This window comes from Symbiobacterium thermophilum IAM 14863, assembly GCF_000009905.1.
In the GTDB taxonomy this organism is placed as follows: Bacteria; Bacillota; Sulfobacillia; order Symbiobacteriales; family Symbiobacteriaceae; genus Symbiobacterium; species Symbiobacterium thermophilum.
Genome location: NC_006177.1, coordinates 1,154,357 through 1,180,783, shown reverse-complemented (window position 1 = coordinate 1,180,783; position 26,427 = coordinate 1,154,357). Strand labels below are relative to the sequence as shown.

Below are 26,427 nucleotides of genomic sequence, written 5' to 3'. Positions count from 1 at the left end.
GCGTCCTCCTTCACTTTCCAAAGCGGGCGATGATCGCCTCGTGGGCCCGCATCTCCAGGTCGTCGTTGAGGGCGCCGATCTTCACCTGGCCGCCGTAGCGCCGGTCCAGCGCCCGCTGGATCAGCCAGTCGGCCAGGTGCGGGTTCTTGGGCAGGATGGAGCCGTGCAGGTAGGTGCCCACGGTGTTCTTGTAGACGACCCCTTCCGTGCGATCGGAGCCGTTGTTGCCGTAACCCTTCACCACCCGCCCCAGCGGCCGCAGCCCCTTGCCCAGGAAGGTGCGGCCGGAGTGGTTCTCGAACCCCACGATGGTCCGGGTGCCGCCGAACAGGTCGCTCTCGATGACGCAGTTGCCGATCATGCGCTCCCGGCCCGCCTCGGTCCACAGGTCGAGGATGCCGCTGAAGCGGATCAGCTCGCCCGTGTGGGTCTTGAAGTACTTGCCCAGCATCTGGTAGCCGCCGCAGACCGCCAGCACGGCGAGCCCGTCCTCGATGGCGTCGGCCAGCGAAGGGACCTTCACCTGCACGAAGTCCTCGGCGATGAGCGACTGCTCCCGGTCCTGGCCGCCGCCGATCAGCAGCAGGTCGAACCGGGCGAAGTCGGCCGACTCGCCCATGCGCACCGGGGTGACCACGGGGTCCAGGCCGTGCCACCGGGAGCGCTGGGTGAGCACGATGATGTTGCCGCGGTCGCCGTACAGGTTCATATACTCCGGGTAGAGCCAGCCGATGTGAATGCGGGGGCGCTCCACGGCTACACCTCCCAGTACTTCTTGACGTGCCCCTTGCGGGCGATGAGGCCGCGGATCTGCAGCATCGCGGTGTAGGTGGGCAGGATGTACAGCAGGTCACCGGGCTGGATGTAGCGCAGCCCCTGCTTCACGGCCCGTTCGGGATCCTTCTCCACCGAGAGCTTGGCGGGGTCCATGCCGGCGTACTTCAGCCGGACGGCCATGTCCTCGGCCCGGACGCCGGTGCAGATGACGAAGTTGATCTCCGACTGGTGGCCGGCCAGCCTTTCGAAGTCCACGTCCCACAGCCACGAGACGTCGGTGCCGTCGGCGTACTGGTCGTTGATGGCGATCACCAGGTTCTTGCGGGCCTCAGCCTGCATCACCGTCTGGATCACCGAGTCGAACCCCGCGGGGTTCTTCACCAGGGCCATGAACACCTGCCGGTCGCCGATGGTGATCATCTCCATGCGGCCGAACTGGCTGGTGGTGGTCTCCAGCCCCTGCCGGATCGCGGCGAGCGGCAGCCCCAGGGCGACCGCGCCGGCGGCCGCGGCGATGGCGTTGTAGACGTTGTACAGGCCCGGGATCTGCAGCCGCACCTCACAGGCGCCCTCGGGGGTCACCAGCCGCATGGAGGAGCCCCGGGCGTCCACGTCCCACAGCCGGTCGACATATACCCGGGGCTCGGGCCGGCGGTGGCCGCACTGCGGGCAGCGGTAGTCGCCCAGGTGGGCGTAGTGCAGGACCCGGTACTCGTAGGGATGGCCGCACTGCACGCAGTGGCGGGCGTCGGCGGCCTGGGAGGCGGCCTCCGCCGTCGCGGCGTCCACCTGGAGTCCGTAGTAGAGCGGCTCCACCCCCCGGCGCTGGCCCAGGCGCGCGCAGTTCGGGTCGTCCGCGTTCAGCACCGCCCGGCCGCCGGGGGCCAGATGGGCGAGGCCGCGGGCGACCAGGTCCACGGTGTGTTCCAGTTCGCCGAACCGGTCCAGCTGGTCGCGGAAGAAGTTGGTCACCACCGCGACCTTCGGCCGCACCTCCTGGCAGGCCCGGGGCATGGTGGCCTCGTCGATCTCCAGCAGCCCCACGGACCGGTGGATGCGCCCTTTCCAGTCCGCCGCCTGGATGAAGGCGGTGGTCACGCCGGAGATGAGGTTGGCGCCGGCCCGGTTGTGGGCCACGTCCCAGCCCGCGGCCTCGCAGATGGACGCGAGCATCTTGGCCGTGGTGGTCTTGCCGTTGGTGCCGGTGATCGCCACCACGCCCTCCCGCGGCTGCGCCGCTAAGGTGCGCAGCAGGTCCGGGGCCACCTTCCGGGCCACCGCGCCGGGCAGGCTCGTGCCGCCGCGCCCCGCCACGCGGGTGGCGGTGACCAGGGCCTTGCCCATCCACACGGCCATTCGAGATCGCAGGTTCATCGCGCTCCCTCGCCTTTCCCGGGAGTCGGTTGCCCTTCCCCCTCACCTCGGTTTATGTTAATTTCTTTCGTGGAGCCTTCATCCGGTTTACGACCACGATGGCGACAAACCTTGATTATATTCCCCGCGTCCTGCGGGTTTCCTTCGCAGAAGGGAGTCATCCACCGTGACGCCACATCGGTTCGGCCGTGCCGCCCTGCTGCTCGCCGGCCTCGTGCTGGCCGGTTGCGGCCGGTCCGGCCCGTCCGAGGCGCCTAACCCAAACGGGATCGATCCGGCGGCCCCCGTGGCCGCCGGTCATGCCGCGCTGCCGCTGCCCGGTGAACCGACGCCGCTCACCGGCCGCGCTCTGTCTGGACTGTATGCATCGCCGCCTTCGGCTGACACCCTCGAGGCCCTGTCCACGGCGCCCGTCTCCCCCGACGGGCTGTTCCGGGCCGTGCTGCACGGCGACGAACTCTGGGTCACCCGCATCGACGGCGCCTGGCTCTGGCAGGTGACGCCGCCGCCGGTCGGGACGCCTTCGCCGGCCGACGCCGGCTCCGGGGCCCAGCCGGGCGCCGGGGGCCCCGATGCCTCGCCGGATTCCGGGAGCCCGCCGGGAGCGGGGATCGCCACGGCGGCCCAGGCCGGGGCCGATGGGGCCGACGTACGGCCGCTGGCGCCGATCCAGTGGACGCCCCGGTCCACGCTGCTCTTCCGGGACACGGCCCAGCGGTGGCTGGAGGCCGATCCGGAGACGGCCCTGGTCACCCCCCTCAGCGCCTTCCTCACCGGCGCAACGAGCCTCATCCCCTCGCCGGACGGCAGCCAGGTGCTCTTCTACAAGGAGAACCGGCTCTACACTGCACGGTGGGACGGCAGCCAGCCCCAGCTCGTCGGCGAAAGCGTGGTCGGCCACTGGGACAGCGCGGGCCGGCTGGTGGTGACGGAGCGCCCCGCCGACACCGTGAACCCCGATTAGCCTGAACATCCGGGAGGACGACCGCGCATGCAGCAAGGGTTGCTCGCCCCGCAGAAACGGCTGGGGACGGCAGGCCTCATCGCCCTGATCACCGTCCTCAACATGACGGCCCCGCTCTCCACCGACATGTACCTGCCGTCGTTCCCCACCATGATGGACGAGTTCGGCGTGACCGCCGGCGTCCTCAACCTGACCCTCGTGGGCTTCTTCTTCTTTTTTGCGGTGGGGATGCTGGTCTTCGGCCCCTTCAGCGACCGCTACGGGCGGAAGCCGGTGCTGGTGGCCGGGCTCGGCCTGTACCTCGCCGCGTCCCTCGCCTGCGCCGGGGCCGGCTCCATCTGGCAGCTCATCCTGTTCCGGGTCCTCCAGGCCCTGGGGGCGGGCTGCATGGTCTCGGTGTCCACGGCCCTGGTGAAGGACTGCTTCGACGGCCGGATGCGGGGCACCATCCTCGCCACCATCCAGTCGATGAGCGTCGTCGCGCCCATGCTGGCGCCCATCATCGGCGCCTTCATCGTGCAGTACGCCACCTGGCGGACCACCTTCCTGATGCTGGCCGGGATCTCGCTCTGCTCGCTGACGGCGGCGCTGCTGCTGCAGGAGCCGCTCCCGCCCGGGGCGCGCCTCCGGGGCCCGATCCTGGGCAGCCTGGGGCGGCTGTTCGTGGTGGCCCGGAACCCGTCGTTCACCAGCCTGCTGCTGGTGGTCGCGCTGATCCCGGCCGGCTTCATGGCCTACATCTCCGTCAGCTCGTACATCTACCAGGACTTCTTCGGCCTGTCGGAGACCGCCTACAGCCTCTTCTTCGCCACCAACGCCGGGGTCTCTGTGCTGGGGCCCCTCACGTACATCGCGATCAACCGGAAGGTGCCGCCCCGCCTCATCATCACCGGCGCACTCGGGCTCGCGCTCTGCGGCGGGCTGGCGGTCCTCCTCCTCGGCCGGACGGCCCCGCTGGCCTTCCTGCTCTCGTTCATTCCCTACTCCTTCGGCTCCAGCCTGATCCGGCCGGTTTCCACCAACACCCTGCTGAGCCAGCAGGACTCCGACACCGGCTCCGCCTCGGCGCTCATCAACTTCGGGAACACGGCGATGGGGTCGCTGGGCATGGTCCTGGCGGCGCTGCCCTGGCCTGACTTCGTCACCGGGCTGGGCACCATCGCCGCGGGATGCGCGCTGCTGGCCCTCCTGGGGTGGGCGGTGCTGCTCCTCTCCTCCATCCCGCTGCGGGGCATAAAGGAGGGCCTCTCCTCCGGAGACTGATCCCGTGAAGGGAGTTGTGAACATGACCGAGTTGCCGCAGAATCCGTGTGACGTCCTCGAAGCGATCGCCCGCCGCCACAGCGTGCGGGAGTTCCGGCCCGATCCGGTGTCCGAGCAGGTGCTCCTGCAACTCCTGGAGGCCGCCCGGCAGGCCCCCAGCGCCATGAACCTTCAGCCCTGGGAGTTCGTGGTGGTCCGCCGACCGGAGACCAAGGCGCGGCTGGCCGCCGCCACCGCAGGGCGGAACGCGCAGGTCGTGCAGACGGCGGGAGCATCGGTGGTCTGCCTGGCATCGCTCCGGCAGGCGGACGCCCTGGCGGACCGGATCGAAGGCCAGATCCGGGCCGGACAGGCGCCGCCCGACCGCGAGGCCATGGTCCGACGGCTGCGGGAGGACCAGGCTTACCGGCAGCTGCTGGTCCTGCCCAACACCTATACAGCCGTCGGCTTCCTGCTGCTGGCCGCGACCCGGCTCGGGCTCGCGACCCTCTGGATGACCGGCTTCGACGGCGAGAAGGTCAAGGAGGCCGTCGGCGCGCCGGCGCAGGACTCCCTCTTCGCCGGCGTCGTGGCCGTGGGCTACCCGGCGGAGGGATGGCAACAGCCCGCCCGCACCCGCAGGCCCCTGGAGGAGATCTACTCGTTCGAGCGGTTCGGGGAGAAGTAGGCCAGCGAAGAGCCCCCGGGTGGCTGTGCGCACCCGGGGGCTGCCCGTTGCCGTCTGCCGGTCCGTCTTCCCTGGGGTGCCGCCCGGCGCTGCGCCCGGCCCGCCGGATCGGTCAGTGCAGCACCTTGGAGAGGAACTCTCGGGTCCGGGGATGGCGCGGCTCCCCGAAGATCTGCTCGGGGGGACCCTCCTCCAGGATCAGGCCGCCGTCCATGAAGATCACCCGGTCCCCCACCTCCCGGGCGAAGCCCATCTCGTGGGTGACGACCACCATGGTCATGCCGTCGTTGGCCAGGTCCTGCATCACCTGCAGCACCTCGCCCACCAGCTCGGGGTCCAGGGCGGAGGTGGGTTCGTCGAAGAGCATCACGTCGGGCTCCATCGCCAGGGCCCGGGCGATGGCCACCCGCTGCTGCTGGCCGCCGGAGAGGAAGTTGGGGTACTGGCCGGCCTTGTCGGCGAGGCCCACCCGCCGGAGCAGGCGCAGCCCCAGCTCCTCGGCCTCGTGCCTGGGCAGCTTCCGGACCCGGATCGGCGCCTCGATGACGTTCTCCAGGGCGGTCATGTGCGGGAACAGGTTGAAGCGCTGGAAGACCATGCCCATGCGGGCCCGCTGCTGGTCCAGCACCTTCTCGGGAAGGGGGACGAGCCGGCCGTTCACGAGCCGCTGCCCCACCTCCTCCCCGTGGAAGAGCACCCGCCCGGCGGTGGGCTTCTCCAGGAAGTTGATGCAGCGCAGCAGGGTGGACTTGCCCGAGCCGGAAGGGCCGATGACCACCACGACCTCCCCCTGGTGGATGGTCAGGTCGATGCCCCTGAGCACCTCCAGCCTGCCGAAGCTCTTCTTCAGCCCCTCGATGACGATGATGGGTTCGCCCATGCTATCCCCTCGCCTCCAGCTTCTTCTCCAGCCGGCTGGCCAGCGCGCTCAGGGTCATGGTGACCACCAGGTAAAACGCCGCCGTCCAGACGTAGGTCTGCCACGCCAGGTTGGTGCGGGAGACGAACTGCGACGAGTACTTCATCAGCTCCAGGATGGAGATGGTGGAGGCCAGCGAGGTGTCCTTGGTCAGGGCGGACAGCTCGTTGACCATCGGCGGCAGCAGGCGGCGGTAGGTCTGGGGCAGGATGATCCGGCGCATCGCCAGCCCGTAGGACATGCCCAGGGACCGGGCGGCCTCCATCTGCCCCCGGTCGATGGACTGGATGGCGGCCCGGATGATCTCCGCGATGTAGGCGCCGGAGTTCAGGCTGTACCCCAGCACGGCCGCCGGGAAGGGCTGGATGAGGAGCCCCAGCTGGGGCAGGGCGTTGTAGATGAAGAGCAGCTGCAGCAGCAGCGGCGTCCCGCGAAACAGGTTGACGTAAAGGGTCGCGGGCACGGTGAACAGCGGGTTGCGGGAGATGCGCGCCAGGGCCGCCAGCAGCCCCAGGAGGGTGCCGAAGAGGGCGCTGAGGGCCGTGAGCTTCAGCGTGACGCCCAGCCCCTCGAAGAGGACGGGCAGGATGTTGAGGGTATGTTCGATGAACCTGGCCAACCGGAATCACCTACTTCCCAGGGCTGCGGCCGCCGGCCGACCCGCGCTGCATAGCCTTCGTCGCCGGCGCTACTGCCCGGCCGCGTCGCCGAACCACTTGACCTGCAGCTCCCGGAGCACGCCCTCGGCCTCCAGCTCCTCCACGGCCTTCTGGAGCGCCTCCCGCAACTCGGTCTCCCCCTTGCGCAGGGCGATGCCGATGGGGTCGGGATCCATCTCGGCAAACCCGGTCACCCGGTACTGGTCGGGGTCCAGCTGGGCGTAGTAACCGGCCACCGGGGCGTCGATGGCCACCACGTCGGCCCGGCCGTTGGCCAGCTCCCGGAAGGCGTCGGTGGCGTACGGGAAGGAACGGAGCTCCTTGGGCTGGATGCCCTTGTCGGCCATGAGATCCTCGACGTAGTACTGGGCGGTGGTCTCCTCCTGGACGACGACGATCTTGCCGTCCAGGTCCGCGTCGGACCTGACCTCCACCCCCGGCCGGGAGGCGTAGGCGATGCCCATCGTCAGGTACTGGACGAAGTCCATCTCCTTCTGCCGCTCTTCCGTGATGGTCATCGAGGACATGATGACGTCGTAGTGGCCGCCGAGCAGGCCGGCCTGAATGCCCGCCCAGTCGATGATGGTGAAGTCGGCCTTCACGCCCAGCTTCTCCGCGACGGCGTTGGCCAGGTCGATGTCGAAGCCGATCGGGGTCTTGCCGTCCTCATCCACGAACTCCATCGGCGGGTAGGACGCGTCAATGCCGACCCGCAGCACGCCCTCGGCCTTGATCCGCTCGAGGGAGCTGGCCGGCTGCGCGGACTCTCCGGCCGACGGCGCCTCCGCCCCGGCGTCGGCCGGCGCCTGCGCGCCTCCGGACGGCTGCTGGGCGGCGCTGCCGCCGGAGGGCTGGCCGCCGTCCGACGACCGGGCACCCCCGCACGCGGCGAGCGCCAACGCGGTCAGGAGCAGGATAACCAGGAGGAAAGCGGAACTCTTTCTCATCAACGTTGAACCCCCACTCTTTGTCTGTCTGTCTCGTTACCGCGATAAAGCGCGTATACGATTTAACCCAATTTCGCCAAAGATCCGCCTGTACCTGCTAGTCGTTATACAAAATTGAAAGGAGTTGGCGCAATGAGCACCCCGGACACCGCGCCACAGCCGGAAAACCACGCACAACGCCACGGACTGGCCGTATCCCTCCTGCGCGGGCTGGGCCTGGTGGTGCTGATGGCGGCCATCAGCGCGGGTACCGCTTTCCTCATCGTCGAGCTGCGGATGAATGCCATCGCCGCCGCGACCGCGGCGGCGGAGGACGACCTCACGGCGCTGCGCCAGGCCACCCTGGACGAGGTAGCCGCCCTGCGGGCCGAGCTGGCAAGCACTACGGCGGAGCTTCAGGCGGAGGTGCGGCGGCAGCGGGAAGAGCTCGAGGCGGAGATGAAGCGGGTCCAGGAGGCCGCGGTGGCCGCCGGCGTGCTGCTGGAACAGGAAGGCGAGCTCACCGGCCTCGAGGCCCGGCTGAAGGAGATCGAGACGCTGAAGCTGGACCTGAAGAGCGCCCGCGAGGAAATGGACGCCAAGCTGCAGGCCCTGGAGGCGTCACTGAAGGACCAGCTGGCCTCGTCGGAGCAGGAGACGGCCGCCGCGCTGTCGCTGGAGATGTCGGTGAAGGGGCTCCTGATCAAGGCCCAGGGGGAGGTCCTGCTCGCCCAGGTCTACTAGGCGGAGGGGAACCGCGGCCTCGCCCGGGACGAGCTGGCCATCGCCCACCAGACGCTGCTGGACGCGCTGCAGGCCGCCCCCACCGCGGACAAGCAGGACCTGCAGAAGCTGGTGAACCTCTCGGAGTCCACCAAGGCCGCCCTGATCCTGGATTCCACATCGGCCCGCGATCAGCTGAACCTGTTGTGGCATGAGGTGAGCGCCCGGCTGAGCCGGTGAGCAGTGCGCAGTGCGCGGCAAGCAGCAGGGGGTCCGCAGTGGACGGCCCGCCCAGTGTGAGGTGACGTCGGTGGCGAAGGCGGGCGTGGACCGTAGACGAGAAGAAACCAGGACGCCTACCTGCAGCGTCCTGGTTTTCTCCTGCTTCGGCGCGCGCCGCCGGCGCGCCACGGTAGTGTCGGTTCGCCAAGGGCTTTCGCGCGATGTGGGGCGGTTCTGGCGCAGCGACTCGGCGATGGAATCCAGGGCCTTCACCGACCGGTTGGCCAGCACCAGCACCCACATGAGGGCTCGTGTCATCCCCCTACCGCGTTTGACTCTTCCTGCAACTCCGGGGTTCCACTGCCGCCGGGCGCGGGAACGGCTGATGCCACAGACGTGAAGTGGCGGCCGTCTGCTCTGTGCACGACGGCCGCCGCCCCTGCGATCGGCTACATCTCGTCCTCCCCGTTTCCACCGCCCGGACCAGACGGCCAGGACGGCTCCTCCCGGGCCGCCAGCACCTCCCGGGCCGCCTGCGCATGCTCCGGCGGCACCCGGATCGAGATGTGCCCGCCGACCCGGGCCGGGCCCAGGAGGAACGGCAGGGACTGGGCCCCGCGCGCTTCGGTCACGACGGGGATGCCGCTGGCCTCCAGCAGGCCGCGGACCAGCTCGGCCTCGACGTGGTCCGGCGCCTTGTAGACCTCCACCCACTCGTAGTTCATGGCATCACAGCTCCACGACGCCGGGCTCGTGCAGGCCCCAGGCGGCCTCCAGCGCCGCACGCAGCAGCCGCTGCTGCCCTTCGGCGTCGCCCGGCGCGGCGGGCCGCCGGATCGCCACGCCCCGGGGGATCCCCAGCCCGCGCAGCCCGTCGGCTTCGCCGTCCAGGACCACCGTGGGGACGCCGGCCAGTTCGATCAGCCGCGCCACCAGGGCGGCGGTGAGCCTGCCCGTCCCGCCGGCGGCGCAGACCAGCGCCACGTCGGCGCCCATGCGTCGGATGCGGTAGGCCACGGACGGCCCGTACCCGGCCAGCAGCGGCACCGGGTCGGTGATGGTCCCGCTGAAGCTGTACGCAAAGGGCGCGACGGCGTCGATCGCCCGGGACTCGGCCATGGCCCGCAGCCGCTCCAGCGGGAAGACCAGGTTGAGATCCTCCCGGGCCGGCGCCGGGAGGGGCCCCGCGACGGCCAGATCCTCGTACCGGACGACCACCGGAAACTCCCGGAAGGACGGGTCGCCGCCGGGGCGCCCGTCGTCGTACGGCTCCTGCAGCCCGTGCTTCAGGTACACGCCCGCCGTGGCCACCAGGGCCACCTTCGACTCCGCCACGGGCCGCACCCACTGGTTCCAGGGCACGAAGCCCGCGGTCAACTCCCGCAGCTCTGTCTCCGTCACGTGTTCCGCCTCCTTGCCTCATCCTTTCCAGCCGCCGTCCGCCATCTCCTGCAGCCGCCGCAGCAGCGCCTCCCGCCGGTTCAGCTCCGGCCGATCCAGAACCTCCTCCAACAGGGCCTCCAGCACCTGGCCCACGTAGGGGCCCGGGCCGCGCCCGAAGGCGGCCATCACGTCGTGGCCGTCGACGGCCAGGTCCGTGACCTTCAGCGCCGCGTCCTCCGCCAGCACCCTCCGGATGCCGTCCAGGATCGCCATCGTGTCCGGGCCCAGGTCGCCCTCCCGCTTGCCCGAAGCCAGCCGGTCGGCCCGGCGAAGCTGCACCAGGTCGTCCAGGTGCTCCACCCCGATCCGCCGGACCATCCGGCGCAGGGCCGCGTCGGTGACCGGGCCGTCCAGGTGCAGGTCCATGTGGCGGCGCACCAGGTGCACGGCCTTTTCCCGGGTGGCGTTGTCGAACCGCAGCCGCCGCAGCAGCCGGTCAGCCAGTTCGGCCCCGACCGCCTCGTGCCCGTAGAAGTGGCGCTCCCCGTCCGCGTCCACGGAGAGGCACCGGGGCTTGGCGACGTCGTGCAGCAGCGCCGCGAGGCGGAGGTGCAGGGCGGGCGGCACCAGGGCCAGGGCCATCAGCGAATGCTCCCACACGGGGAAGGCGTGGTACCGGTTCTGTTCCACCCCCACCATCTCCAGGAGCTCCGGGGCGAACTGATGCAGCAGCCCCAGCTCCCGCAGCCGCTGCATCCCCCACGCGGGCCGGTCGGTCACCAGCAGCCGGCCGAACTCGGCGCCGATCCGCTCGGGGGCCACGGCCTGAAGCCGCGGCGCGAGCGCGGCAATGGCCCGGGCCAGGGCCGGGTCCAGCTCCAGGTCGAACTGGGCCGCCAGCCGCACGGCCCGCAGCATCCGCAGCGGGTCCTCGGCCAGCCGGTCCTCGGGTCGGCCGCAGGCCCGCACGACCCCCGCCGCCAGGTCCCGCCGCCCCCCGAGGGGATCGATCAGCCGGCCTTCGGGGGTGGCGGCCATGGCGTCGATGGTGAAGTCGCGCCGGGCCAGGTCCCCTTCCAGCCTGCCGGCGCGGTAGGGCGTAATCTCGTAGGTCGTCCCGTCCCCCGGGATCAGCAGCGTGCCGGTCTCCCGGGCCGCGCCCACGGCCCGGCCTTCCGGGAACAGGGCCTGCAGCTCGGCCGGGCGGGCGCTGGTCGCCAGGTCCCAGTCCTGGGGTACGAGGCCCAGCAAGAGGTCCCGCACCGCGCCGCCGACCACGACCGCCTCGTGCCCGGCTCCTGTGAGCCTCGCCAGGATCGTCCGCCCGCCGGGAGGCAGGGCGCGCCGAAGCCGGCCCGGCAGGGCCCACCGGCCCCAGCCGAGCCGCAGCGCCCTGGCCGCTCCGCCCATGCCCTCACCCCCCGGCACCGAGCGCCCGGGCGACCGCCTCCGCGGGGGTGGCGACCCAGTCGGCCGCCTCCAGCGCTGCCGGATGGCCGTCGGGGACGGCGACGCCGATGCCGGCGAACCGGAGCATGGGGACGTCCACCGTCGTGTCGCCCAGGGCCATGACGGCGGAGGCGGGAATCCCCCGGCGCCGGCAGTAGCGCGCCAGCGCCCGACCCTTGTCGACCTCCTCGTGCCAGACGTGCAGCACCGTCTCGCCGGGGACCCGGTCGCTCAGGTCGAACTGGGAGGCCGGGAGCCCGTCCGGAAACGCCGCCGTCACCCGCGCAACCGCCCGGTCGCCGTATATCGCCGCCATCGTCGGCGGGGCGGTGGCCCGCTCCAGCCCGGGGTCGATCTCGGTGTAAGGATTCCACTCCCGCCAGCAGGCGAAGTCGTCCGGCGGGCCCGTGCTGTAGGCGACATCATTCACCAGCAGGTCCTTGGGCGGCAGCTGGAACCCCGGCACGGCCCGGTCGGCCGCCGCGACCGCGGTGATGGAGAGCCCCTCCTCCAGGGCGAACCGGCGCAGCCGGGCCCAGGCCTCCGGCGCCAGCGGGCGGTGGTAGCCGATCCACCCGGATTCGTCCTCCACCACCAGCGCGCCCAGGTAGCAGATCGCCGGACCGGTGAGCCCCAGCTCCCGGTAATAGGGAAGGGTCGTCCGCCAGGACCGGCCGGTCACAAGGATGACCTCCGCGCCCGAGGCGCGGGCCATCGCCACGGCGCGGCGGTTCTCCGCCGAGATGCGCCCGGCCCGGTCCACAAGGGTCCCATCCAGATCGAAGGCAAAGAGTCGGATCTTCATGGCGCCATCTTAACACAGGCCGGCCCGGAGCGGAATCCGGGTCCGCCGGGGCCTCCACCGAAAGGCAATCCAGGTCCGCCGCGAGGACGGACCTGGAGGTCGAAAGCTTCCGTCAGTCCCACGCCTGGATGACCAGCAGGCAACCGGCGCCAACGGACACCCGGGCGGCGACATCAACCACCCGGTTGGAGATGCCCAGCGACTCGCCCCACCGCAGAGCCGCGCCCCCCAGGGGCCAGTGCACGCCGGTCACCGTCACGCCGGTGACGGCCGGGGTGAGCGGAACCAGGGAGAGGTAGGCGCCCGCTGCCCGCGGCACCTCCAGCGTCTGGCCGTCCCGCAGGACCCGCACGACGCTCTTGCCGTCGGTCATCGTGACCGGAACCGGGCACCGGGGCAGGAGCAGGACGTTGGAAAGCGTGTGATCCAGCCGGGTGCCGGAGCCGCCCGCCAGCAGGATCTCGTCCGCACCCCGGCGCAGCGCCTCCTCGAGGGCGATCTGGCTGTCCGTCCTGTCCTTCTCCACCGGCACCTGCACGATGGCCATCCCGGCCGCACGGGCGTCGGCCAGCGCGGCGCCGTCCAGGGAATCGAAGTCGCCCACCAGCAAGTCGACCCGCAGACCCAGCGCCTGTGCGTGGCGCAGGCCGCCGTCGGCGCAGATCACCAGGTCGGGCTGCCCCACCAGGGCCCTGACCCGATCCAGATCCAGCAGTTCCCCCGCGGCGAAGATCGCCGCGCGCCGCCGTCCTCCGTGAGCCATCCCGGACCTCCTCCTGGTGCGTCCCGCCTCGCACCGTTCTCTGCCCCATTATAGCAGAGCGGGTCCGACCGGGAACCCCCGGGGCGCGGCGCGGAGCGTCCCCCGTGCGTCAGTGCTCCAGGACGTCGAGGGAGATCCGCCGCGCGCGCAGGATGCGCGCGAGCCCCTTCAGGCCATAGTTGAGCCGGCTCTTGACCGTGCCGATCGGGATGTGCAGACACTCGGCGATCTCGCGGTAACCCATGTCGTGGAAGAAGCGCATCTGGATCACCGACTGGTAGGGCGGCGGCAGCTCCGCCAGGGCGTCGAGGATGGCCTCCGTCAGCCAGGCCCGTTCGGCCTCGGCCTCGGGATGTACCGCCCTCTCCGCGGGCTGGTTCGCGAACGCTTCGACGACGACGCTGCGGCGCCGCCGGAGGCAGTCGATGGCGCGGTGGCGCGCGACGCGGAAGAGCCAGGCCTTCAGGTGGCCGTCCTGGTCGAACTCCTCCCCCTGCTGCCAGGCCTTGAGCAGGGCATCCTGACAGATTTCCTCCGCGGCGTGCCGGTCACCGACGAGGCGGTGAGCGTACTGCAACAGTGCGCCCCCGAAGGATTCCATCATCATGCCCAGCGCTTCCTCATCGCCGGCCGTGAGCCGACGGACGATGCGGCGCCCCTCCTCATCCCCCGCAGGGAGAGGCTGCGCGCCGGGGCGAGCCTGCCATGACACCGCTCATCCCGCCCCTTTCCCTTAGCACTTTCGCGCACGATTAAATATTCTGTCTAATTTTCTGACGTCGACCTGTCACGGGTAGAGTTATTCTAACGGATCCCCCTGCACCGCGCCACTCCATTTTGCGGAGCAGTCCCACTTCTGTTACATGAACGTGACAGAAGTCGACACCCTAGAACAGCCGCAACTGTTCCGTGCGCCTGGGCCGAACGGGGGGCAGGGGCACCCCGCGCTCGTCGCGGGGAGGGGTCGGCAGACCGAGCAGCTCCATCAGGTCCAGCGCGTTCCGCACGGCGTAGTTGGCGCGATTGTTGTTCATCAACAGGTGCACCTCCGCCGCACCGGGAGCGAGGACGTCCCGGATGGCCGGCAGCCACTCCGCCAGCTCCTCCTGGCTGTACAGGTAGTCGAACCGCTGAGCCGTGGTCGTCGCCTTCACGTACCACGTCTGCGCGTTGCGGCCGTGAAACCGGACGATCGCCAGGCGAGGGTCGGTCACCGCCACCACCTGCGGCACGGTTCCCGTGCCCACCTGCGGCGCGTCGCACGCGACATGCACCGCCCGCAGTTCCCGCAGGAACTCCAGGGTGGCGTCGCGACTCTCCCCCCGGAACCAGGACACGTGCCGGAACTCCACCGCGACCAGGTCGTCGGCGAAAAACTCCCGGCAGAACCGCACCCACGCGCGCGCCTCCTCCGTACAGGTGAACCAGGGCGGAAACTGGAAGTGCAGCGCGCCCAGCTTCCCGGCCTCCCGCAGCGGCTGCACCGAGGCGTCAAACCGCCGGAAGACCTCCACCACGTCTTCCTCCCCCGGCCGGGGCTCGCGGTGGTGCCGGGTCATCGCGCCGTAAGCTTTCACGTTGAAGCGGAAGTCAGGCGGCGTGCGCTCCGCCCAGCTTTCGAACCACCTGGCAGGCTGCAGCCGGTAGAAGGTGCTGTCGACCTCCACCAGCGAGAAGTGCCGCGCGTAGTAAGACAGCCGCTCGCGCGGCGGCAGGCCGGGCGGGTAGTACTCCTCGTGATCGGACCAGGCACAGGTGCCCACGCGGATCCGGGCCACCTTCGCTCCCCCCCTCCACCTTCATCTTAACATACCGCGCGGCGCGGCGACGCCCCCCGTCCGCCGTGTGCGGCGACAGGGGGCGCCGTCCGTCAGTGCGGCCGGAAGTGCTCGGGCGCCTGTGCGGCGGCCGGGGGCACCCGCGGATCCGCGGTCGCATAGCGCCGGAACGAGGGCGGGTCGGTCAGCCCCAGCGCGCGGTACGCTTCGCCGTAGCGCTGCCGCACCGCCGCGATATGGCCCGGGTCCGCCGCCCGGGTCGGGTGCTCGCCCCGGGTGTGCAGGAAGTGGAAGAGCACCTCCTGGTTGTGGGTCTCTTCGCCGTGCATCGCCAGGAAGAACTCCCGAACGCCGTTGTTGGCCGCCTCCAGGGCCGCCTCCGCGTACAGCTTCGCCAGATCCCGGGACGAGCAGAGGCAGTCGCGCAGCCGGTCGGCGTCAGTCATGCGCACCAGCCTGCACCCCCTCCCCCGACTGCAGCAGGAGTTTCGCGTGCGTGGTGATGTCGTCGGGCGCATCGAGGAGCCCGAGAAGCAGGCGGACCCGCCTGTGGTGGATGTCCGCATGCTCCTGCATCAGCCGGCGGGCGTTCTCGTCGGCCATCTCCTCCGCGTAGTGGTCGTTCTTCTGCAGGGCCAGCAGTTCGGCGTCCAGCGCACGGGTGACGAAGTACAGCTCCTGCTCGGTCAGTCGCCCGCCTCCGTCCCGGCCGGGGGCCCTGCGGCCGTCTTGCTCCATGCCGCTCCGCCTCCTTCGCGCCTAGTATGGCGCGGCGGGGCGCCCTGCATGCGCAGGCGGCGCCCCCGCAAGGGGGCGCCGCCCGATCCGGCCGCCCGGCCGCTACTTCCTGGCCGCGGCGTAGCGCTCGGCCACCTTGTCCCAGTTGATCACGTTCATGAAGGCCTGGATGTACTCCGGCCGGCGGTTCTGGTACTTCAGGTAGTAGGCGTGCTCCCACACGTCCATGCCCAGGATCGGCGTATCGCCCTGCATCAGCGGGCTGTCCTGGTTGGCCGTGGAGTAGACCGCCAGCTTGCCGTCCTTCGTCACCACCAGCCAGGCCCAGCCGGAGCCGAACCGGCCCGCGCCGGCCTTGGCGAACTCGTCCTTGAAGTTCTGGAACGAGCCGAAGGCCGCGTTGATCGCCTCGGCCAGCTCGCCGCCGGGCTCCTTGGCACCACCGGGGGTCATGATCTCCCAGTACAGGGTGTGGTTGGCGTGGCCGCCGCCGTTGTTCCGCACGGCGGTGCGGATGGACTCGGGCACGCTGTCGATCCCCCGGAGCAGCTCCTCAATCGACTTGGACTGCAGCTCGGGATGCCCCTCCAGGGCGGCATTCAGGTTGTTGACGTACGCGGCGTGATGCTTGCCGTGGTGGATCTCCATGGTCTGGGCGTCGATGTACGGCTCCAGGGCGTTGGTCGGATACGGAAGCGCAGGCAGCTGGAAAGCCATGTGCGGAACCCTCCTAACGCAATCTTGATGTTTCCTTTCCATTCAATATGACGCCAGTTGGTGGCGCGGAGAAATGGTCTCTGCTGCATAGGGTAGCGAATCCCACCCGGATTTTCAACTTTGTTGCTCCGAAAGTTGGCCAGAACCTGGTCACGAGCCCCGCGCGCAGCCCTTGCGCACGTCCACCCCCTGGGGGATAATCGAACGGGGACTTCTGGACTCTGCAAGCGCCAGCGCATGTTCTAAGGAGGGTATCTCTATGCCAGCCCCGAGGGCAGTGATCGCGATCGCCGGGGGCACGGGCTCCGGGAAGACCACCATCGCCAACTACATCTCGGCCGCGTTCCCGGACGACGTGGCGCTGCTGCCCCACGATGCCTACTACAAGGACAACCGGAACCTCACCTACGAAGAGCGGAGCCAGCTCAACTACGACCACCCCGACGCCTTCGACAACGACCTGTTCATCGCCCACCTGAAGGCACTGAAGGCTGGCCAGGCGGTGGAGCGGCCGGTGTACAACTTCTCGACCCACCTGCGGGAGCACCAGACCCTGCGGGTGGAGCCGGCGGCGATCATCGTCGTGGAAGGCGTACTGGTGCTGGCGCATCCGGAGCTGCGCGCCCTGTACGACCTCAGCGTGTTCGTGGACACCGACGCCGACGTGCGCATCCTGCGCCGGATCGTGCGTGACATCCACGAGCGCGGGCGCACCCTGGATTCGGTGATCAACCAGTACCTGTCCACCGTCAAGCCCATGCATGAGGCCTTCGTCGAGCCGAGCAAGCGGTACGCCAACGTCATCATTCCCGAGGGGGCCCACAACAAACCGGGGCTCGAGGTCCTGATCGCGCAGGTCCGCCACCTGATCGCCCAGCATGAACCCTCAGCCTGAGTGGCTTTTCACGCCTGCGCCCCTATGGTACACTTAAGCTGTCGTGTGCCCAAAGTTTTGGTGCCTGCCACGGGCACCGATTCGGGGGTGAGAATGCATGGCTGAAGAGACGTTGTTCGAGCGCGTCGAGCGGGCGCTTGACCTGATCCGGCCCGCGATCCGCATGGACGGCGGCGAGGTGGAACTGGTCGCCGTCGAGGACGGCGTGGCCCGCATTCGCATGGTGGGTGCCTGTGGCGGCTGCCCGATGTCGACGATGACCCTGAAGATGGGCATTGAGCGGGCTGTCCGGCAGCAGGTGCCGGAAATCCGGGCCGTCGAGGCCGTCTGAGTCCGGCAGGAGGTGGCAGTGAGGGTGGCCCCTGACGGCGCGACGCAGCCCGGCCGCGCCGCCCGGCGCGCCTCGGAGCGCGAGGTGCAGGCGCGCGTACATCGGCAGATGGGGATCACCGCGGCGGTCATGGGGGTTGCCGCCGCCGGTGTGGGTTTCTGGTGGATCGGCCGCGTCTTCGGCGTCGGACCGCTGGAGGCGCTGCAGGCGGCCTGGCCGCTCTTCCTGCTGGTGCTGGTCATTCTCGCCCTCGGCATGCTGCTGAGCCTGGGCGCCGCCCGGGCCGCCTGGCTGACCGAGCGGTTCCTGGCCCGGCGCAGGCAGCGGAAGGTCGACAGCCGCTGACCTCCCTCTTGCAGGAATACAGCCGTCAGAGTTATCCTTCTAGTGCGACATCGTCGCGCTAGAAGGATATGTGTTTTTCCGGGCCGAGTTCCTTTGGTGTTTTCCCCAGGTAAAGCATTAGGGTATAAGAGAATATCCCTCTTGCTGAACTGGAGGAAATCTTCTATTAATGGGGTCTCCTGAGAGGCCTCTGCCGCTGCCGATGTCCGCGTGAGGAGGTGAACCGAGGACACCGGTCAGACAGGCGACCGCGATCCGACGAGTGTCCGGGAGCGAACGACTGAGAGAGACAGAGATGCGCTGAGGGAGGTTTACACACGATGCGTCGTTTCGTTGCAGGCATGCTGGCGGTGCTGATGCTGGCAGCCGTCGGGTGCTCCGGCAGGTCCAGTTCGGGTTCGCAAGAGATGGTTATCCGGATGAACATCGGCACGAACCCGCCGTCCCTCGACCCGCGGGTCACCACCGGCCTTCCCGAGTCCCACGTGGAGATCGCCCTGTTCGAGGGCCTGATGCGGCTGGACGAGAAGGGCAACGCGATCCCGGGTGCGGCAGAGCGGTACGAAGTCAACGACGACGCCACCGTCTTCACCTTCTACCTGCGTGACGGCCTGAAGTGGTCCAACGGCGACCCGCTGACCGCCGAGGATTTCGTCTGGACCTGGAAGTCCGTCCCCTGATCGCGAGCAAAACCGCCTGCCCGTTCGGCAGGCGGTTGCTCGTTTTCCCCTTCACGCCACCAGCGTCGTCTGCAGGGCCAGCTGCCCCACCAGGGCGGCCAGGCAGGCGGTGCGCCAGAGCAGCGGCCGGTTCCAGTCGGAGAGCCGGCGGCCGGCGAGGAGCACCAGCACCGGGACCAGGAGGGAGCAGCCCAGCCACAGCCCCAGCGAGGCCGGCAGCGGGGCGCTGCCGGTGAGGAGGGCCCGCCCGACGTCGGACGCGGCCAGCGCCATGATCCCCAGCCCGGTGGCGACCACCCGCACCGGAATGCCGTCGCAGTTGGGGTCCACCTCCACCTCGTCCCGCCGGCGGCGCACCGTACAGCCCAGGGCGAGGATGCCCAGTCCGCCCACCAGGGCGGCGCTGCCCAGCGAGGCGGCCAGCGACAGCACCGGGAGCCCGTCTCCCCCCGTCTGCGCCAGGCTGGCGAACAGCACGGCCAGCAGCCCCAAGACCGCGGCCTCCCGCTCCCGCTGGCGCCGCAGGTCGGCCCGCGCGCCGCGGTACCAGACCCAGCTCGCGCCCAGTGCCATCAGCGCGTAGGGCAGCACGAGGCCCAGCGTCACCCAGCGCGGTCCGCCACCCACCGCCACCGCGGCAAGGCTCAGGACCGCCAGCGGTCCCAGGAGCACGCCCGCGACCCGCCAGGCCAGCGGCGGGTGGTCGCGCAGGAACCCGCTGCGGCTGTCGAGCAGCACCAGCGTGGCGGCAAGACCCAGGGACCACGAAAGAAGCTGCAGACCCGTTGCATAGCAGAGGTGTGACAAGACGGGCACCCCCTGAAGGGTGGAATGGTTCACCTTCAAGGGTAGCGCCCGTTTCTTTCGCGATCCTTTCCCTGCCCTTTCGCAAAACTAACTTGAACCAAAGTCATACTAAAGGTCATCCATCAAACTTATACCCAATCCCCCAAATGGTCTTGATCAGCTCCGGGTGGCCGGGGTCGCGCTCGATCTTCTCCCTCAGCCGGCGCACGCAGACGGTGAGCGCCGCCTCGTCGCCGGAGTACTCGGAGTGCCACACCCGCTGCAGCAGGGCCTCCCGGCTGAAGACGTGCCCGGGGTGGCTGGCCAGGAGCCAGAGCAGGTCGAACTCCTTGGGCGTCAGGTCCACCGGCTGACCCCGCACGATGACGGTGCGGGAGGAGCGGTTGATCTCGATGTCCCTGAACTTCAGCGGCCGGTCCTCGTCCACGGGCGCGCCGGCGCCGGCCGTGCGGCGCAGGATCGCCCGGACCCGCAGGAGGAGCTCCGAGAGCCGGAACGGCTTCACCAGGTAGTCGTCCGCCCCGACGTTGAACCCGACCACCTTGTCCATCTCCTCCCCGCGGGCGGAGAGGATGAGCGTGGGGACGCCGCCCGTCGACTGCAGCTGGGCCAGGACCTCGAACCCGTCCATCTTGGGCAGCATGATGTCAAGGATCATCAGGTCCGGCTTCACCTTGCGCGCCATCTCGAGGGCCTGCAGGCCGTCCTCCGCCCGGTAGACCTCGTACCCCTCCTGCTGGAGGGCCTGGTCCAGGGCCTTCAGGATCTTCGGGTCGTCGTCGACCACCAGGATGCGCTTCTTGCCAGTCGCCATCGCCACCGCTCCCTCACTCGAACCAGATCGGTAGTGTGAACGTGAACGCCGCGCCGTGCCCGGGCTCCGACTCGACCCAGATCCGGCCGTCGTGCGCCCGCACCAGGGAGGCGGAGAGGGCCAGCCCCAGCCCCCAGCCTTCGGGCCGTCCCTTCTCCCGGCCCTGGCGGAACGGCTGGAAGATGAGCTCCTGCTCCTCCTCCGGAACGCCGGGGCCCGTGTCGCGCACGGTCACGCGCACCTCCCGCTGGTCCGCCCGGCACTCCACCGCGACCCGCCCGCCCTCGGGCGTGAACTTGACGGCGTTGCTGAGCAGGTTGAGCAGCACCTGGGAGATGCGCAGCGGGTCGGCGTGGACCAGCGGCACCTCCGGCGCGCAGTCCATCGAAAGCATGATCCGCTTCTTCGCCGCCAGGGGCTGGATGGTGCGCACCCCGTCGCGGATCAGGTCGCGCAGGTCCAGCACCTCCCGGAACAGCTTCACCTTACCGGCCTCCAGACGGGAGTAGTCCAGCAGGTTGGTGATCATACCCAGCAGTTTCTGGCTGGACTCCAGCACCTCGCTGAGCGACTCCCGCTGCTCGGGTGCCAGGCGCGGGTCGTTCAGCAGGAGTTCCGTAAAGGCGATGATCGAGGTGAGCGGCGTGCGCAGCTCGTGGGAGATCATCGTGAGGAACTCCGACTTGTACCGCGAGGCCCGCTCCAGCTCCCGGTTGGCCTCCTCCAGCTCCCGGGTTCGCTCGGCCACCTTCTGCTCCAGGCCCGCGTACAGCTCCTGCAGGCGATCCGACATCTGCTCAAACGCCTGAGCGACCACGGCGGTCTCCTGGTTCGCCTTCAGCGACTGCAGCCGCTCCGGTTCGATGACGAAGTTGCCCGTGCCGATATGGGTGGCGACGTCGGCCAGCTCGGCCAGCGGCGTGGCCACCTGCCGGTAGAGGATCAGCCAGATCAGGCCGAAGCAGAGCAGCGCGATGAAGACCACCAGGGCCGCCAGCCGGAGGGACTCGGTGCGCGCCGAGGCCAGGGTCTCCCGCATCGGCAGGACCACGCTGATGGCGCCGGCCACATCGCCGAGCTCGAGCCCCTCCTTGGGGTATCCGGTCGGGTCCAGCTCGCCTTTGGGCTGGCCGTGACAGCGCAGGCACGACTCCTCGGCCCTGAGGGCCATCACGTACCGGAAGGCCGGCGTGCCGTCCGACAGGGTCACCCGCTGCCAGAACTCGTTGTTCTGCGGGTCCTTTATGAAGTACTCCAGGGCGGCACGCTCGAAGTCGTCCGGCGCGTTCTCCGGGATCCGGGGGTGCAGGTTGGTCTGCTTCACCTGGGACTTGGAGAGGTCGGCGAAGATGTCGCTGACCCCTTCCCCCACCTCCGACGGCTCCAGGGGCCGGGCCTCCCCGCCGTGGACATACTCCCCGCTGGACCGGGAGAAGAACGAGCGGGTCGCCTGCTGCTGTTTCGCCACCAGGCTCGCCTTGATCAGCAGGTCGGCGTCGGCCTGCCGCTGCTGGTAGGCGAAGTCCAGCGAGAGCGCGATGAAGAGAACGGCCAGGACGAGACCGGTGATGCCGACCATGAACTTGGCCGTCAGGCTGCGCATGGTCCTCTCCTCCTGGTTCTTATGATACCTGTCCTCACCGAAACCTACCATTGGTCTCGGGACCCTACAGTTCCTGACCCGCAAGGTTCATGTCCTGGCCCAAAAGTGCCATAAACAGCAGGAGGGCGGCACCCCGTGCCCCCTCCTGCTGCGCGTCCTATGCCCAGCGCTCCGTGCCGTGGCTGGTGACCAGCCCGTAGACCAGCGGCGGCTCCTGCAACCGCTCCCCGCCGATGCGGTAGGCGCCCGCCAGCCGCTCCCGGGCCTCGTCCAGCCGCCTCTCGGAGTTCACGTGCAGCTCCGCCAGCGGCTCGCCGGCCTCCACCGGGTCGCCCACCTTCTTGCGGAGCACCACGCCCACGCCCAGGTCGATGGCGGACTCCTTGGTCTCGCGCCCCGCCCCGAGCAGCATGGCGGCCACGCCGACCTCCAGGGCGTCGATGGCCTGGACGTAGCCCGACCGGGGCGCCGCCACCGGGACGATCCGCTTCGCCCGGGGCAGCTTGATCGGCTGCCGGATGTAGCTGGGATCGCCGCCCTGGGCCTCCACCATCTCGATCAGCTTGTTCAGCCCGTGGCCCGCCCGCAGGGCCCGGAGCAGCATCTTCCGGGCCGACTCCCCGTCCGGGGCGACGCCGGCCAGGCGCAACATCTGGGAGCCCAGCTGCAGGCAGATCTCCTCCAGGTCCTTCGGGCCGAAGCCCCGCAGGGTCTCGATGGCCTCCGCCACCTCCAGGGCGTTGCCTACCGCATACCCCAGCGGCTGGTCCATGTTGGAGACCACCGCCGCGACCTCGCGGCCGACCTCCCGGCCGATGGCCACCATCATCTCCGCCAGCCGGAAGGCCTGGTCCAGGTCCTTCATGAACGCGCCGGCCCCCGCCTTCACGTCCAGCACCACCGCGTCGGCGCCGCCCGCGATCTTCTTCGACATGATGGACGACGCGATCAGCGGGATGGAGTCGACGGTGGCGGTCACGTCCCGCAGGGCGTACAGCTTCTTGTCGGCCGGGACCAGGTTGCCGCTCTGCCCGGCCACGGCGCAGCCGACCCGGTTCACCTGGTCGATGAACTCCTGCGGGCTCAGCTCCACCCGGAACCCGGGGATCGACTCCAGCTTGTCGATGGTGCCGCCGGTGTGGCCCAGGCCGCGGCCGGACATCTTCGCGACCGGCGCACCGCAGGCCGCGACCAGGGGAACCAGGACCAGCGAGACCTTGTCCCCCACGCCGCCGGTGGAGTGCTTGTCGACCTTGCGGCCGCGGATGCCCGACAGGTCGATCTGATCGCCGGACTCGGCCATGGCCATCGTGAGGTCGGCGGTCTCCCGCGGCGTCATGCCCTGTATGCACACGGCCATCGCCCAGGCCGCCATCTGGTAGTCCGTCACCTCACCCGAAACGTACCCGCGGACCAGGAACCGGATCTCATCGGTGGTGAGCTCCTGCCCCATCCGCTTGCGATAGATGATGTCGTATGCGCGCATCGGTAGATTCCTCCTTCGCCATCGGGTGACGCCAGCAGAGTTCTTCGACTGCCGGAGGGCGGGTTCCTGTCAGATCCTGCCCGCCCCCCTGCGCCCCCGGGACAATTTCCCCCTAATCTGGAGTGTCGGAATAAAGGATTTTCCTCGTCAAGTGCGAATAATAGGACTGACCATGCTCGCCTGGGGGTGAAAAACCACGAGATAGGAGAGCCTGCTGCCAGTTTTCCCGATCCACACACAATCTGAAAAGGAGGTATCGGTTGCGTGAAGCGGTTCTTAGTCCTCTTCCTCACCGCCCTCATGCTTGTGACCTCGTCAGCACCGGCCCTGGCGGCCCGCCCGGAGGTGAAGTACCCGGTCACGTTCAACGGCCACCCGGTGATGTTCGACGTGGAGCCGGTGAACGTGAACAACCGCGTCTTCGTCCCGTTCCGGGCGATCTTCGAGAAGATGGGCGCGGATGTGCAGTGGGATGAGTCCACCCGCACGGTGACGGCCACCCGGGGCAACACCACGGTGCAGCTGGTCATCGGCAGCACCACCGCCCGGGTGAACGGGCAGGCCCGGACCCTGGACGCCGCCCCGTTCATCCAGAACGGCCGCACCCTGGTTCCGCTGCGGTTCGTGAGCGAGGCGTTCGGCGCCGAGGTGGAGTATGACCCCGCCACCACGGCGATCTCCATCGTCGACCCGAACTGGCCGCGCCGGGGCGGGCGGCTGAACCTGGCCATGTGGAACAAGCCGATCGGGGCCTTCAACCCGATCATCGTCAATGACACATACGGCTCCAACCTTACCGGCCTGATGTACGAAGGCCTGTGGAAGTATGACGAGCGCTATATCCCCGTGCCCGCCCTCGCCGAGGCATGGGAGTGGGACGAGACCAACACGAAGCTGACCTTCTACCTGCGCCGGAACGCGACGTTCTTCGATGGCACCCCGGTGACCGCCAAGGATGTCGTCTTCACGTACAAGGCCATTTGGCACCCCAGGTACATCGGCCCGCGTGACTCCGGTTGGGAGGACGTCGTCGGGTACGAAGATTACGCCAACGGCATCAGCGGCGAAACCCGTGAGAACTTCGAGCGGGGCATCGTCACCACCGGCAACCTGCCCGGTCTCTACGCGGTAGACGACTACACCGTGGTCTTCCAGCTGAAGCAGCCGAACGCGCCGTTCCTCTACAACATCGCCTACGGGATCGTGGACAGCAGCAAGTACGGCAGCATCCCGGTGCAGGACTGGGGTACGGCCAATGACCCGTACAACATCTTCCCCAACGGCAACGGCCCCTTCAAGATGAAGGAGTATGTTGACGGCCAGTACGCCATCCTGGAGGCCAACCCGAACTACTGGGCAGGCCGGCCTTACATCGACGAGGTCGTCTGGCGCATCGTGGCCGCTGAGGTGGCCGTCGGTGAGATGCAGCGCGGCACGCTGGACTACGTGGAGTTCAGCCCCAACGAGCTGGACGCCTACGCGGCGATGCCACATGTGAAGATCTACGAGTTCCCGGACATGGTCTTCCAGGAGATGGTCTACAACACCGGTCCCAACGCCCGGGGTGAGATGGGACCCACCACCGACGTGCGGGTGCGCCGCGCCATCAACCATGCGATCAACCGGCAGGCCATCATCAACAACCTGATGGGCGGCCACGCCTCCATGATGTACGGTCCGATCCACCCGCTCACCTGGGCGTACACGGAGGACGTCGAGCAGTATCCGTATGATCCCGACAAGGCTCGTCAGCTGCTCGAAGAGGCCGGCTGGGTCCTGGGCAGCGACGGGTACCGGTACAAGGACGGGAAGCGGCTGACCCTGCGGCTGCTGTACCCCAACGTCGGCAACCCAGTCCGGCAGGCGACGGCGCCCGTGGTGCAGCAGTGGCTGAAGGAGGTCGGCATTGAGGTCATCCTGGAGGGTTACGACTGGCCGACGCTGGATGAGAAGCGGGCGGCCCGGGACTTCGACATGTACTTCATCGGCTTCTCGCTGGGCAACTCCGACCCGGACCCGACGGGCCTGTGGGACAAGGCGGCCACCGAGCCCGGCGGCTTCAACGACAGCCAGTGGTGGACGGAGAAGTCGGAGCAGCTGATCGCCGCCGGCAAGGCCACCAACGACATCGAGGAGCGCATCGAGATCTACCACGAGTGGGCGCGCCACTGGACGGAAGAGACCCCGGCGCTCATCCTGTACGCAGTGAACACCTTGATCGCAGCCAACGACCGTCTGCAGAACTTCAAGCCCGGCCCGCAGGGCTACCTCTGGAACATCGAGGAGCTGTGGCTCTCCCGGTGATCCTCTGACCATCCACCGGCTGGCGGCCCGGGGGGAACGCACCCCCGGGCCGCGCACCGCCGGGAAGAAAGGAGACTGACAGGTGGGCCGGTACCTCGTGCGACGCCTGTTGCAGATGATCCCGATTCTCTTCGGCGTCAGCATCATCGTCTTCGTCATCATCCACAGCGCCCCGGGCGACCCGTACGCCTACCTCTTCGGCCCGCGGATCGACCCCACGCTCCGGGCCCGGCTCATGGAGGAGATGGGGTTCAACGACCCCATCCCGATCCAGTACGTCCGCTGGCTCACCACCACGCTGAAAGGCAACCTGGGGTACTCGGTCCGCACTCAGGAACCGGTGGTCGACATGCTGGCCCGGGCGATCCCGCGCACCCTGCTGCTCACGGGCACGGCCTTCCTGCTCGGCCTGGCCCTGGCCATCCCCATCGGGGTCATCTCCGCTACACGCCAGTACTCGCTGATCGACTACGCGGCGACGACGTTCGCCTTCATGGGCATCTCCCTGCCCTCCTTCTTCGCCGCCCTCCTGGCGATCTACTTCTTCGCGGTGAGACTTCCGATCTTCCCGATGAACGGCATCATTACCCCGGGCGGAGGCGGCTTCTGGGACGTGCTCCACCACCTCGTGCTGCCCGCCGTGACCCTGGGGCTGCGTGATATGGCCTCATACGCCCGCTTCACCCGCTCTGCCATGCTGGAGGTGCTGCGTCAGGACTACGTGCGGACTGCGCGCGCCAAAGGGCTGGCCGAACGGGTGGTGGTGTACAAACATGCTTTCCGCAACGGGATGATCCCCGTGATCACCCTCTTCGGGTTCAGCCTGCCCGGACTCTTCGGCGGGGCCGTCATCATCGAACAGGTCTTCACGTTCCCGGGGATGGGGCTGCTGACGTTTGAGGCGGTCAACAACCGCGACTACTCTGTGCTCATGGCCACCAACATGTTCTTCGCCCTGCTGGTCATCCTGGGTAACCTCATCGCCGACATCCTCTATGCCGTCGCTGACCCCCGCATCCGGTATGCGTAAGGAGG

General features: G+C 69.1%; 29 protein-coding genes. 10 read left to right on the top strand and 19 right to left on the bottom strand.

Features of this window, described 5'->3' with window-relative positions; translation table 11 throughout:
* Positions 1 to 10 precede the first annotated feature (10 nt).
* Together STH_RS05445 and STH_RS05440 are read right to left on the bottom strand one after the other, a co-directional pair.
* On the bottom strand, positions 11 to 754 hold the full coding sequence (locus tag STH_RS05445; protein WP_011195199.1) for a type 1 glutamine amidotransferase: 744 nt from the start codon (positions 752 to 754) through the stop codon (positions 11 to 13).
* A gap of 2 nt (positions 755 to 756) precedes the next feature.
* A complete protein-coding gene (locus tag STH_RS05440) occupies positions 757 to 2,151 on the bottom strand; it encodes a Mur ligase family protein (protein ID WP_011195198.1) in 1,395 nt (464 codons plus the stop codon).
* Positions 2,152 to 2,317: 166 nt separating this feature from the next.
* On the opposite strand from STH_RS05440, the gene STH_RS18335 reads away from it, so the two are divergent.
* Genes STH_RS18335 through STH_RS05425 form a run of 3 tightly spaced genes read left to right on the top strand, consistent with a single transcriptional unit; the run spans position 2,318 to position 5,045 of the window.
* The gene (locus tag STH_RS18335) at positions 2,318 to 3,115 is read left to right on the top strand and encodes a hypothetical protein (RefSeq protein ID WP_011195197.1); all 798 of its coding nucleotides are present in this window, start codon (positions 2,318 to 2,320) and stop codon (positions 3,113 to 3,115) included.
* Between the two features lie 27 nt (positions 3,116 to 3,142).
* Positions 3,143 to 4,378, top strand: a complete 1,236-nt coding sequence (locus STH_RS05430; RefSeq protein WP_011195196.1) for an MFS transporter — start codon at positions 3,143 to 3,145, stop codon at positions 4,376 to 4,378.
* 22 nt (positions 4,379 to 4,400) lie between these two features.
* The gene (locus tag STH_RS05425) at positions 4,401 to 5,045 is read left to right on the top strand and encodes a nitroreductase family protein (RefSeq protein WP_011195195.1); all 645 of its coding nucleotides are present in this window, start codon (positions 4,401 to 4,403) and stop codon (positions 5,043 to 5,045) included.
* A 112-nt stretch (positions 5,046 to 5,157) separates the two neighbouring features.
* Here the strand turns inward: STH_RS05425 and STH_RS05420 are convergent, their stop codons facing one another.
* From STH_RS05420 to STH_RS05410, 3 genes are all read right to left on the bottom strand, one after another.
* Entirely contained in the window at positions 5,158 to 5,925 is a 768-nt protein-coding gene (locus tag STH_RS05420; RefSeq protein WP_011195194.1) for an amino acid ABC transporter ATP-binding protein, read from the bottom strand.
* Between the two features lies 1 nt (position 5,926).
* Positions 5,927 to 6,583 carry an amino acid ABC transporter permease gene (locus tag STH_RS05415; protein ID WP_011195193.1) on the bottom strand — a complete coding sequence of 219 codons (657 nt, stop codon included), beginning with the start codon at positions 6,581 to 6,583 and terminating at the stop codon, positions 5,927 to 5,929.
* Positions 6,584 to 6,652: 69 nt separating this feature from the next.
* The gene (locus STH_RS05410; protein ID WP_011195192.1) at positions 6,653 to 7,570 is read right to left on the bottom strand and encodes an ABC transporter substrate-binding protein; all 918 of its coding nucleotides are present in this window, start codon (positions 7,568 to 7,570) and stop codon (positions 6,653 to 6,655) included.
* Between the two features lie 132 nt (positions 7,571 to 7,702).
* Here STH_RS05410 and STH_RS05405 point away from each other — a divergent pair, with 132 nt between their 5' ends.
* The gene (locus tag STH_RS05405; RefSeq protein WP_011195191.1) at positions 7,703 to 8,293 is read left to right on the top strand and encodes a hypothetical protein; all 591 of its coding nucleotides are present in this window, start codon (positions 7,703 to 7,705) and stop codon (positions 8,291 to 8,293) included.
* Between the two features lie 650 nt (positions 8,294 to 8,943).
* On the opposite strand, the gene STH_RS05400 is transcribed toward STH_RS05405, so the two are convergent.
* The 10 genes from STH_RS05400 to STH_RS05355 form a co-directional block, all read right to left on the bottom strand.
* On the bottom strand, positions 8,944 to 9,219 hold the full coding sequence (locus STH_RS05400; protein WP_011195188.1) for a DUF2007 domain-containing protein: 276 nt from the start codon (positions 9,217 to 9,219) through the stop codon (positions 8,944 to 8,946).
* A 4-nt stretch (positions 9,220 to 9,223) separates the two neighbouring features.
* Entirely contained in the window at positions 9,224 to 9,895 is a 672-nt protein-coding gene (locus tag STH_RS16975) for a hypothetical protein (protein WP_011195187.1), read from the bottom strand.
* 18 nt (positions 9,896 to 9,913) lie between these two features.
* Complete coding sequence (locus STH_RS05390; RefSeq protein WP_011195186.1) at positions 9,914 to 11,287, bottom strand: CCA tRNA nucleotidyltransferase; 1,374 nt, start codon at positions 11,285 to 11,287, stop codon at positions 9,914 to 9,916.
* A gap of 4 nt (positions 11,288 to 11,291) precedes the next feature.
* Positions 11,292 to 12,131 carry an HAD family hydrolase gene (locus STH_RS05385; protein WP_011195185.1) on the bottom strand — a complete coding sequence of 280 codons (840 nt, stop codon included), beginning with the start codon at positions 12,129 to 12,131 and terminating at the stop codon, positions 11,292 to 11,294.
* Positions 12,132 to 12,243: 112 nt separating this feature from the next.
* Positions 12,244 to 12,894 (bottom strand): thiamine diphosphokinase, encoded by a 651-nt coding sequence (locus STH_RS05380; RefSeq protein WP_011195184.1) that lies wholly within the window; start codon positions 12,892 to 12,894, stop codon positions 12,244 to 12,246.
* Positions 12,895 to 13,003: 109 nt separating this feature from the next.
* Entirely contained in the window at positions 13,004 to 13,606 is a 603-nt protein-coding gene (locus STH_RS05375; RefSeq protein ID WP_011195183.1) for an RNA polymerase sigma factor, read from the bottom strand.
* A 175-nt stretch (positions 13,607 to 13,781) separates the two neighbouring features.
* Positions 13,782 to 14,672 (bottom strand): DUF72 domain-containing protein, encoded by an 891-nt coding sequence (locus STH_RS05370; protein ID WP_011195182.1) that lies wholly within the window; start codon positions 14,670 to 14,672, stop codon positions 13,782 to 13,784.
* 92 nt (positions 14,673 to 14,764) lie between these two features.
* Positions 14,765 to 15,118, bottom strand: a complete 354-nt coding sequence (locus STH_RS05365; RefSeq protein WP_011195181.1) for a spore coat protein — start codon at positions 15,116 to 15,118, stop codon at positions 14,765 to 14,767.
* Positions 15,111 to 15,410 (bottom strand): hypothetical protein, encoded by a 300-nt coding sequence (locus STH_RS18695; protein WP_011195180.1) that lies wholly within the window; start codon positions 15,408 to 15,410, stop codon positions 15,111 to 15,113. Before STH_RS18695 ends, STH_RS05365 begins: the two co-directional genes overlap by 8 nt.
* Before the next feature lie 102 nt (positions 15,411 to 15,512).
* Positions 15,513 to 16,127: a superoxide dismutase gene (locus tag STH_RS05355; RefSeq protein ID WP_011195179.1), complete on the bottom strand. Its 615-nt coding sequence runs from the start codon at positions 16,125 to 16,127 to the stop codon at positions 15,513 to 15,515.
* A gap of 259 nt (positions 16,128 to 16,386) precedes the next feature.
* Here STH_RS05355 and udk point away from each other — a divergent pair, with 259 nt between their 5' ends.
* From udk to STH_RS05335, 4 genes are all read left to right on the top strand, one after another.
* Positions 16,387 to 17,022, top strand: a complete 636-nt coding sequence (gene udk, locus STH_RS05350) for a uridine kinase (protein WP_011195178.1) — start codon at positions 16,387 to 16,389, stop codon at positions 17,020 to 17,022.
* 97 nt (positions 17,023 to 17,119) lie between these two features.
* Positions 17,120 to 17,353: a NifU family protein gene (locus tag STH_RS05345; protein ID WP_011195177.1), complete on the top strand. Its 234-nt coding sequence runs from the start codon at positions 17,120 to 17,122 to the stop codon at positions 17,351 to 17,353.
* 24 nt (positions 17,354 to 17,377) lie between these two features.
* Entirely contained in the window at positions 17,378 to 17,698 is a 321-nt protein-coding gene (locus STH_RS05340; RefSeq protein ID WP_043713524.1) for a hypothetical protein, read from the top strand.
* A 320-nt stretch (positions 17,699 to 18,018) separates the two neighbouring features.
* Positions 18,019 to 18,378 carry an ABC transporter substrate-binding protein gene (locus tag STH_RS05335; RefSeq protein WP_011195175.1) on the top strand — a complete coding sequence of 120 codons (360 nt, stop codon included), beginning with the start codon at positions 18,019 to 18,021 and terminating at the stop codon, positions 18,376 to 18,378.
* Between the two features lie 51 nt (positions 18,379 to 18,429).
* On the opposite strand, the gene STH_RS05330 is transcribed toward STH_RS05335, so the two are convergent.
* The 4 genes from STH_RS05330 to STH_RS05315 form a co-directional block, all read right to left on the bottom strand.
* Positions 18,430 to 19,185, bottom strand: coding sequence for a hypothetical protein (locus tag STH_RS05330; protein ID WP_043713520.1), 756 nt, complete (start codon positions 19,183 to 19,185; stop codon positions 18,430 to 18,432).
* 115 nt (positions 19,186 to 19,300) lie between these two features.
* Positions 19,301 to 19,999, bottom strand: coding sequence for a response regulator transcription factor (locus STH_RS05325; RefSeq protein WP_043713518.1), 699 nt, complete (start codon positions 19,997 to 19,999; stop codon positions 19,301 to 19,303).
* 13 nt (positions 20,000 to 20,012) lie between these two features.
* Complete coding sequence (locus STH_RS05320; RefSeq protein ID WP_043713513.1) at positions 20,013 to 21,602, bottom strand: ATP-binding protein; 1,590 nt, start codon at positions 21,600 to 21,602, stop codon at positions 20,013 to 20,015.
* 157 nt (positions 21,603 to 21,759) lie between these two features.
* The gene (locus tag STH_RS05315; RefSeq protein ID WP_011195171.1) at positions 21,760 to 23,088 is read right to left on the bottom strand and encodes a pyrimidine-nucleoside phosphorylase; all 1,329 of its coding nucleotides are present in this window, start codon (positions 23,086 to 23,088) and stop codon (positions 21,760 to 21,762) included.
* Between the two features lie 264 nt (positions 23,089 to 23,352).
* Between STH_RS05315 and STH_RS05310 the strand changes: the two genes are divergently transcribed.
* Positions 23,353 to 25,392 carry an ABC transporter substrate-binding protein gene (locus tag STH_RS05310; RefSeq protein WP_043713511.1) on the top strand — a complete coding sequence of 680 codons (2,040 nt, stop codon included), beginning with the start codon at positions 23,353 to 23,355 and terminating at the stop codon, positions 25,390 to 25,392.
* 97 nt (positions 25,393 to 25,489) lie between these two features.
* On the top strand, positions 25,490 to 26,422 hold the full coding sequence (locus STH_RS05305; protein ID WP_242654578.1) for an ABC transporter permease: 933 nt from the start codon (positions 25,490 to 25,492) through the stop codon (positions 26,420 to 26,422).
* The last annotated feature ends 5 nt before the right edge of the window (positions 26,423 to 26,427 follow it).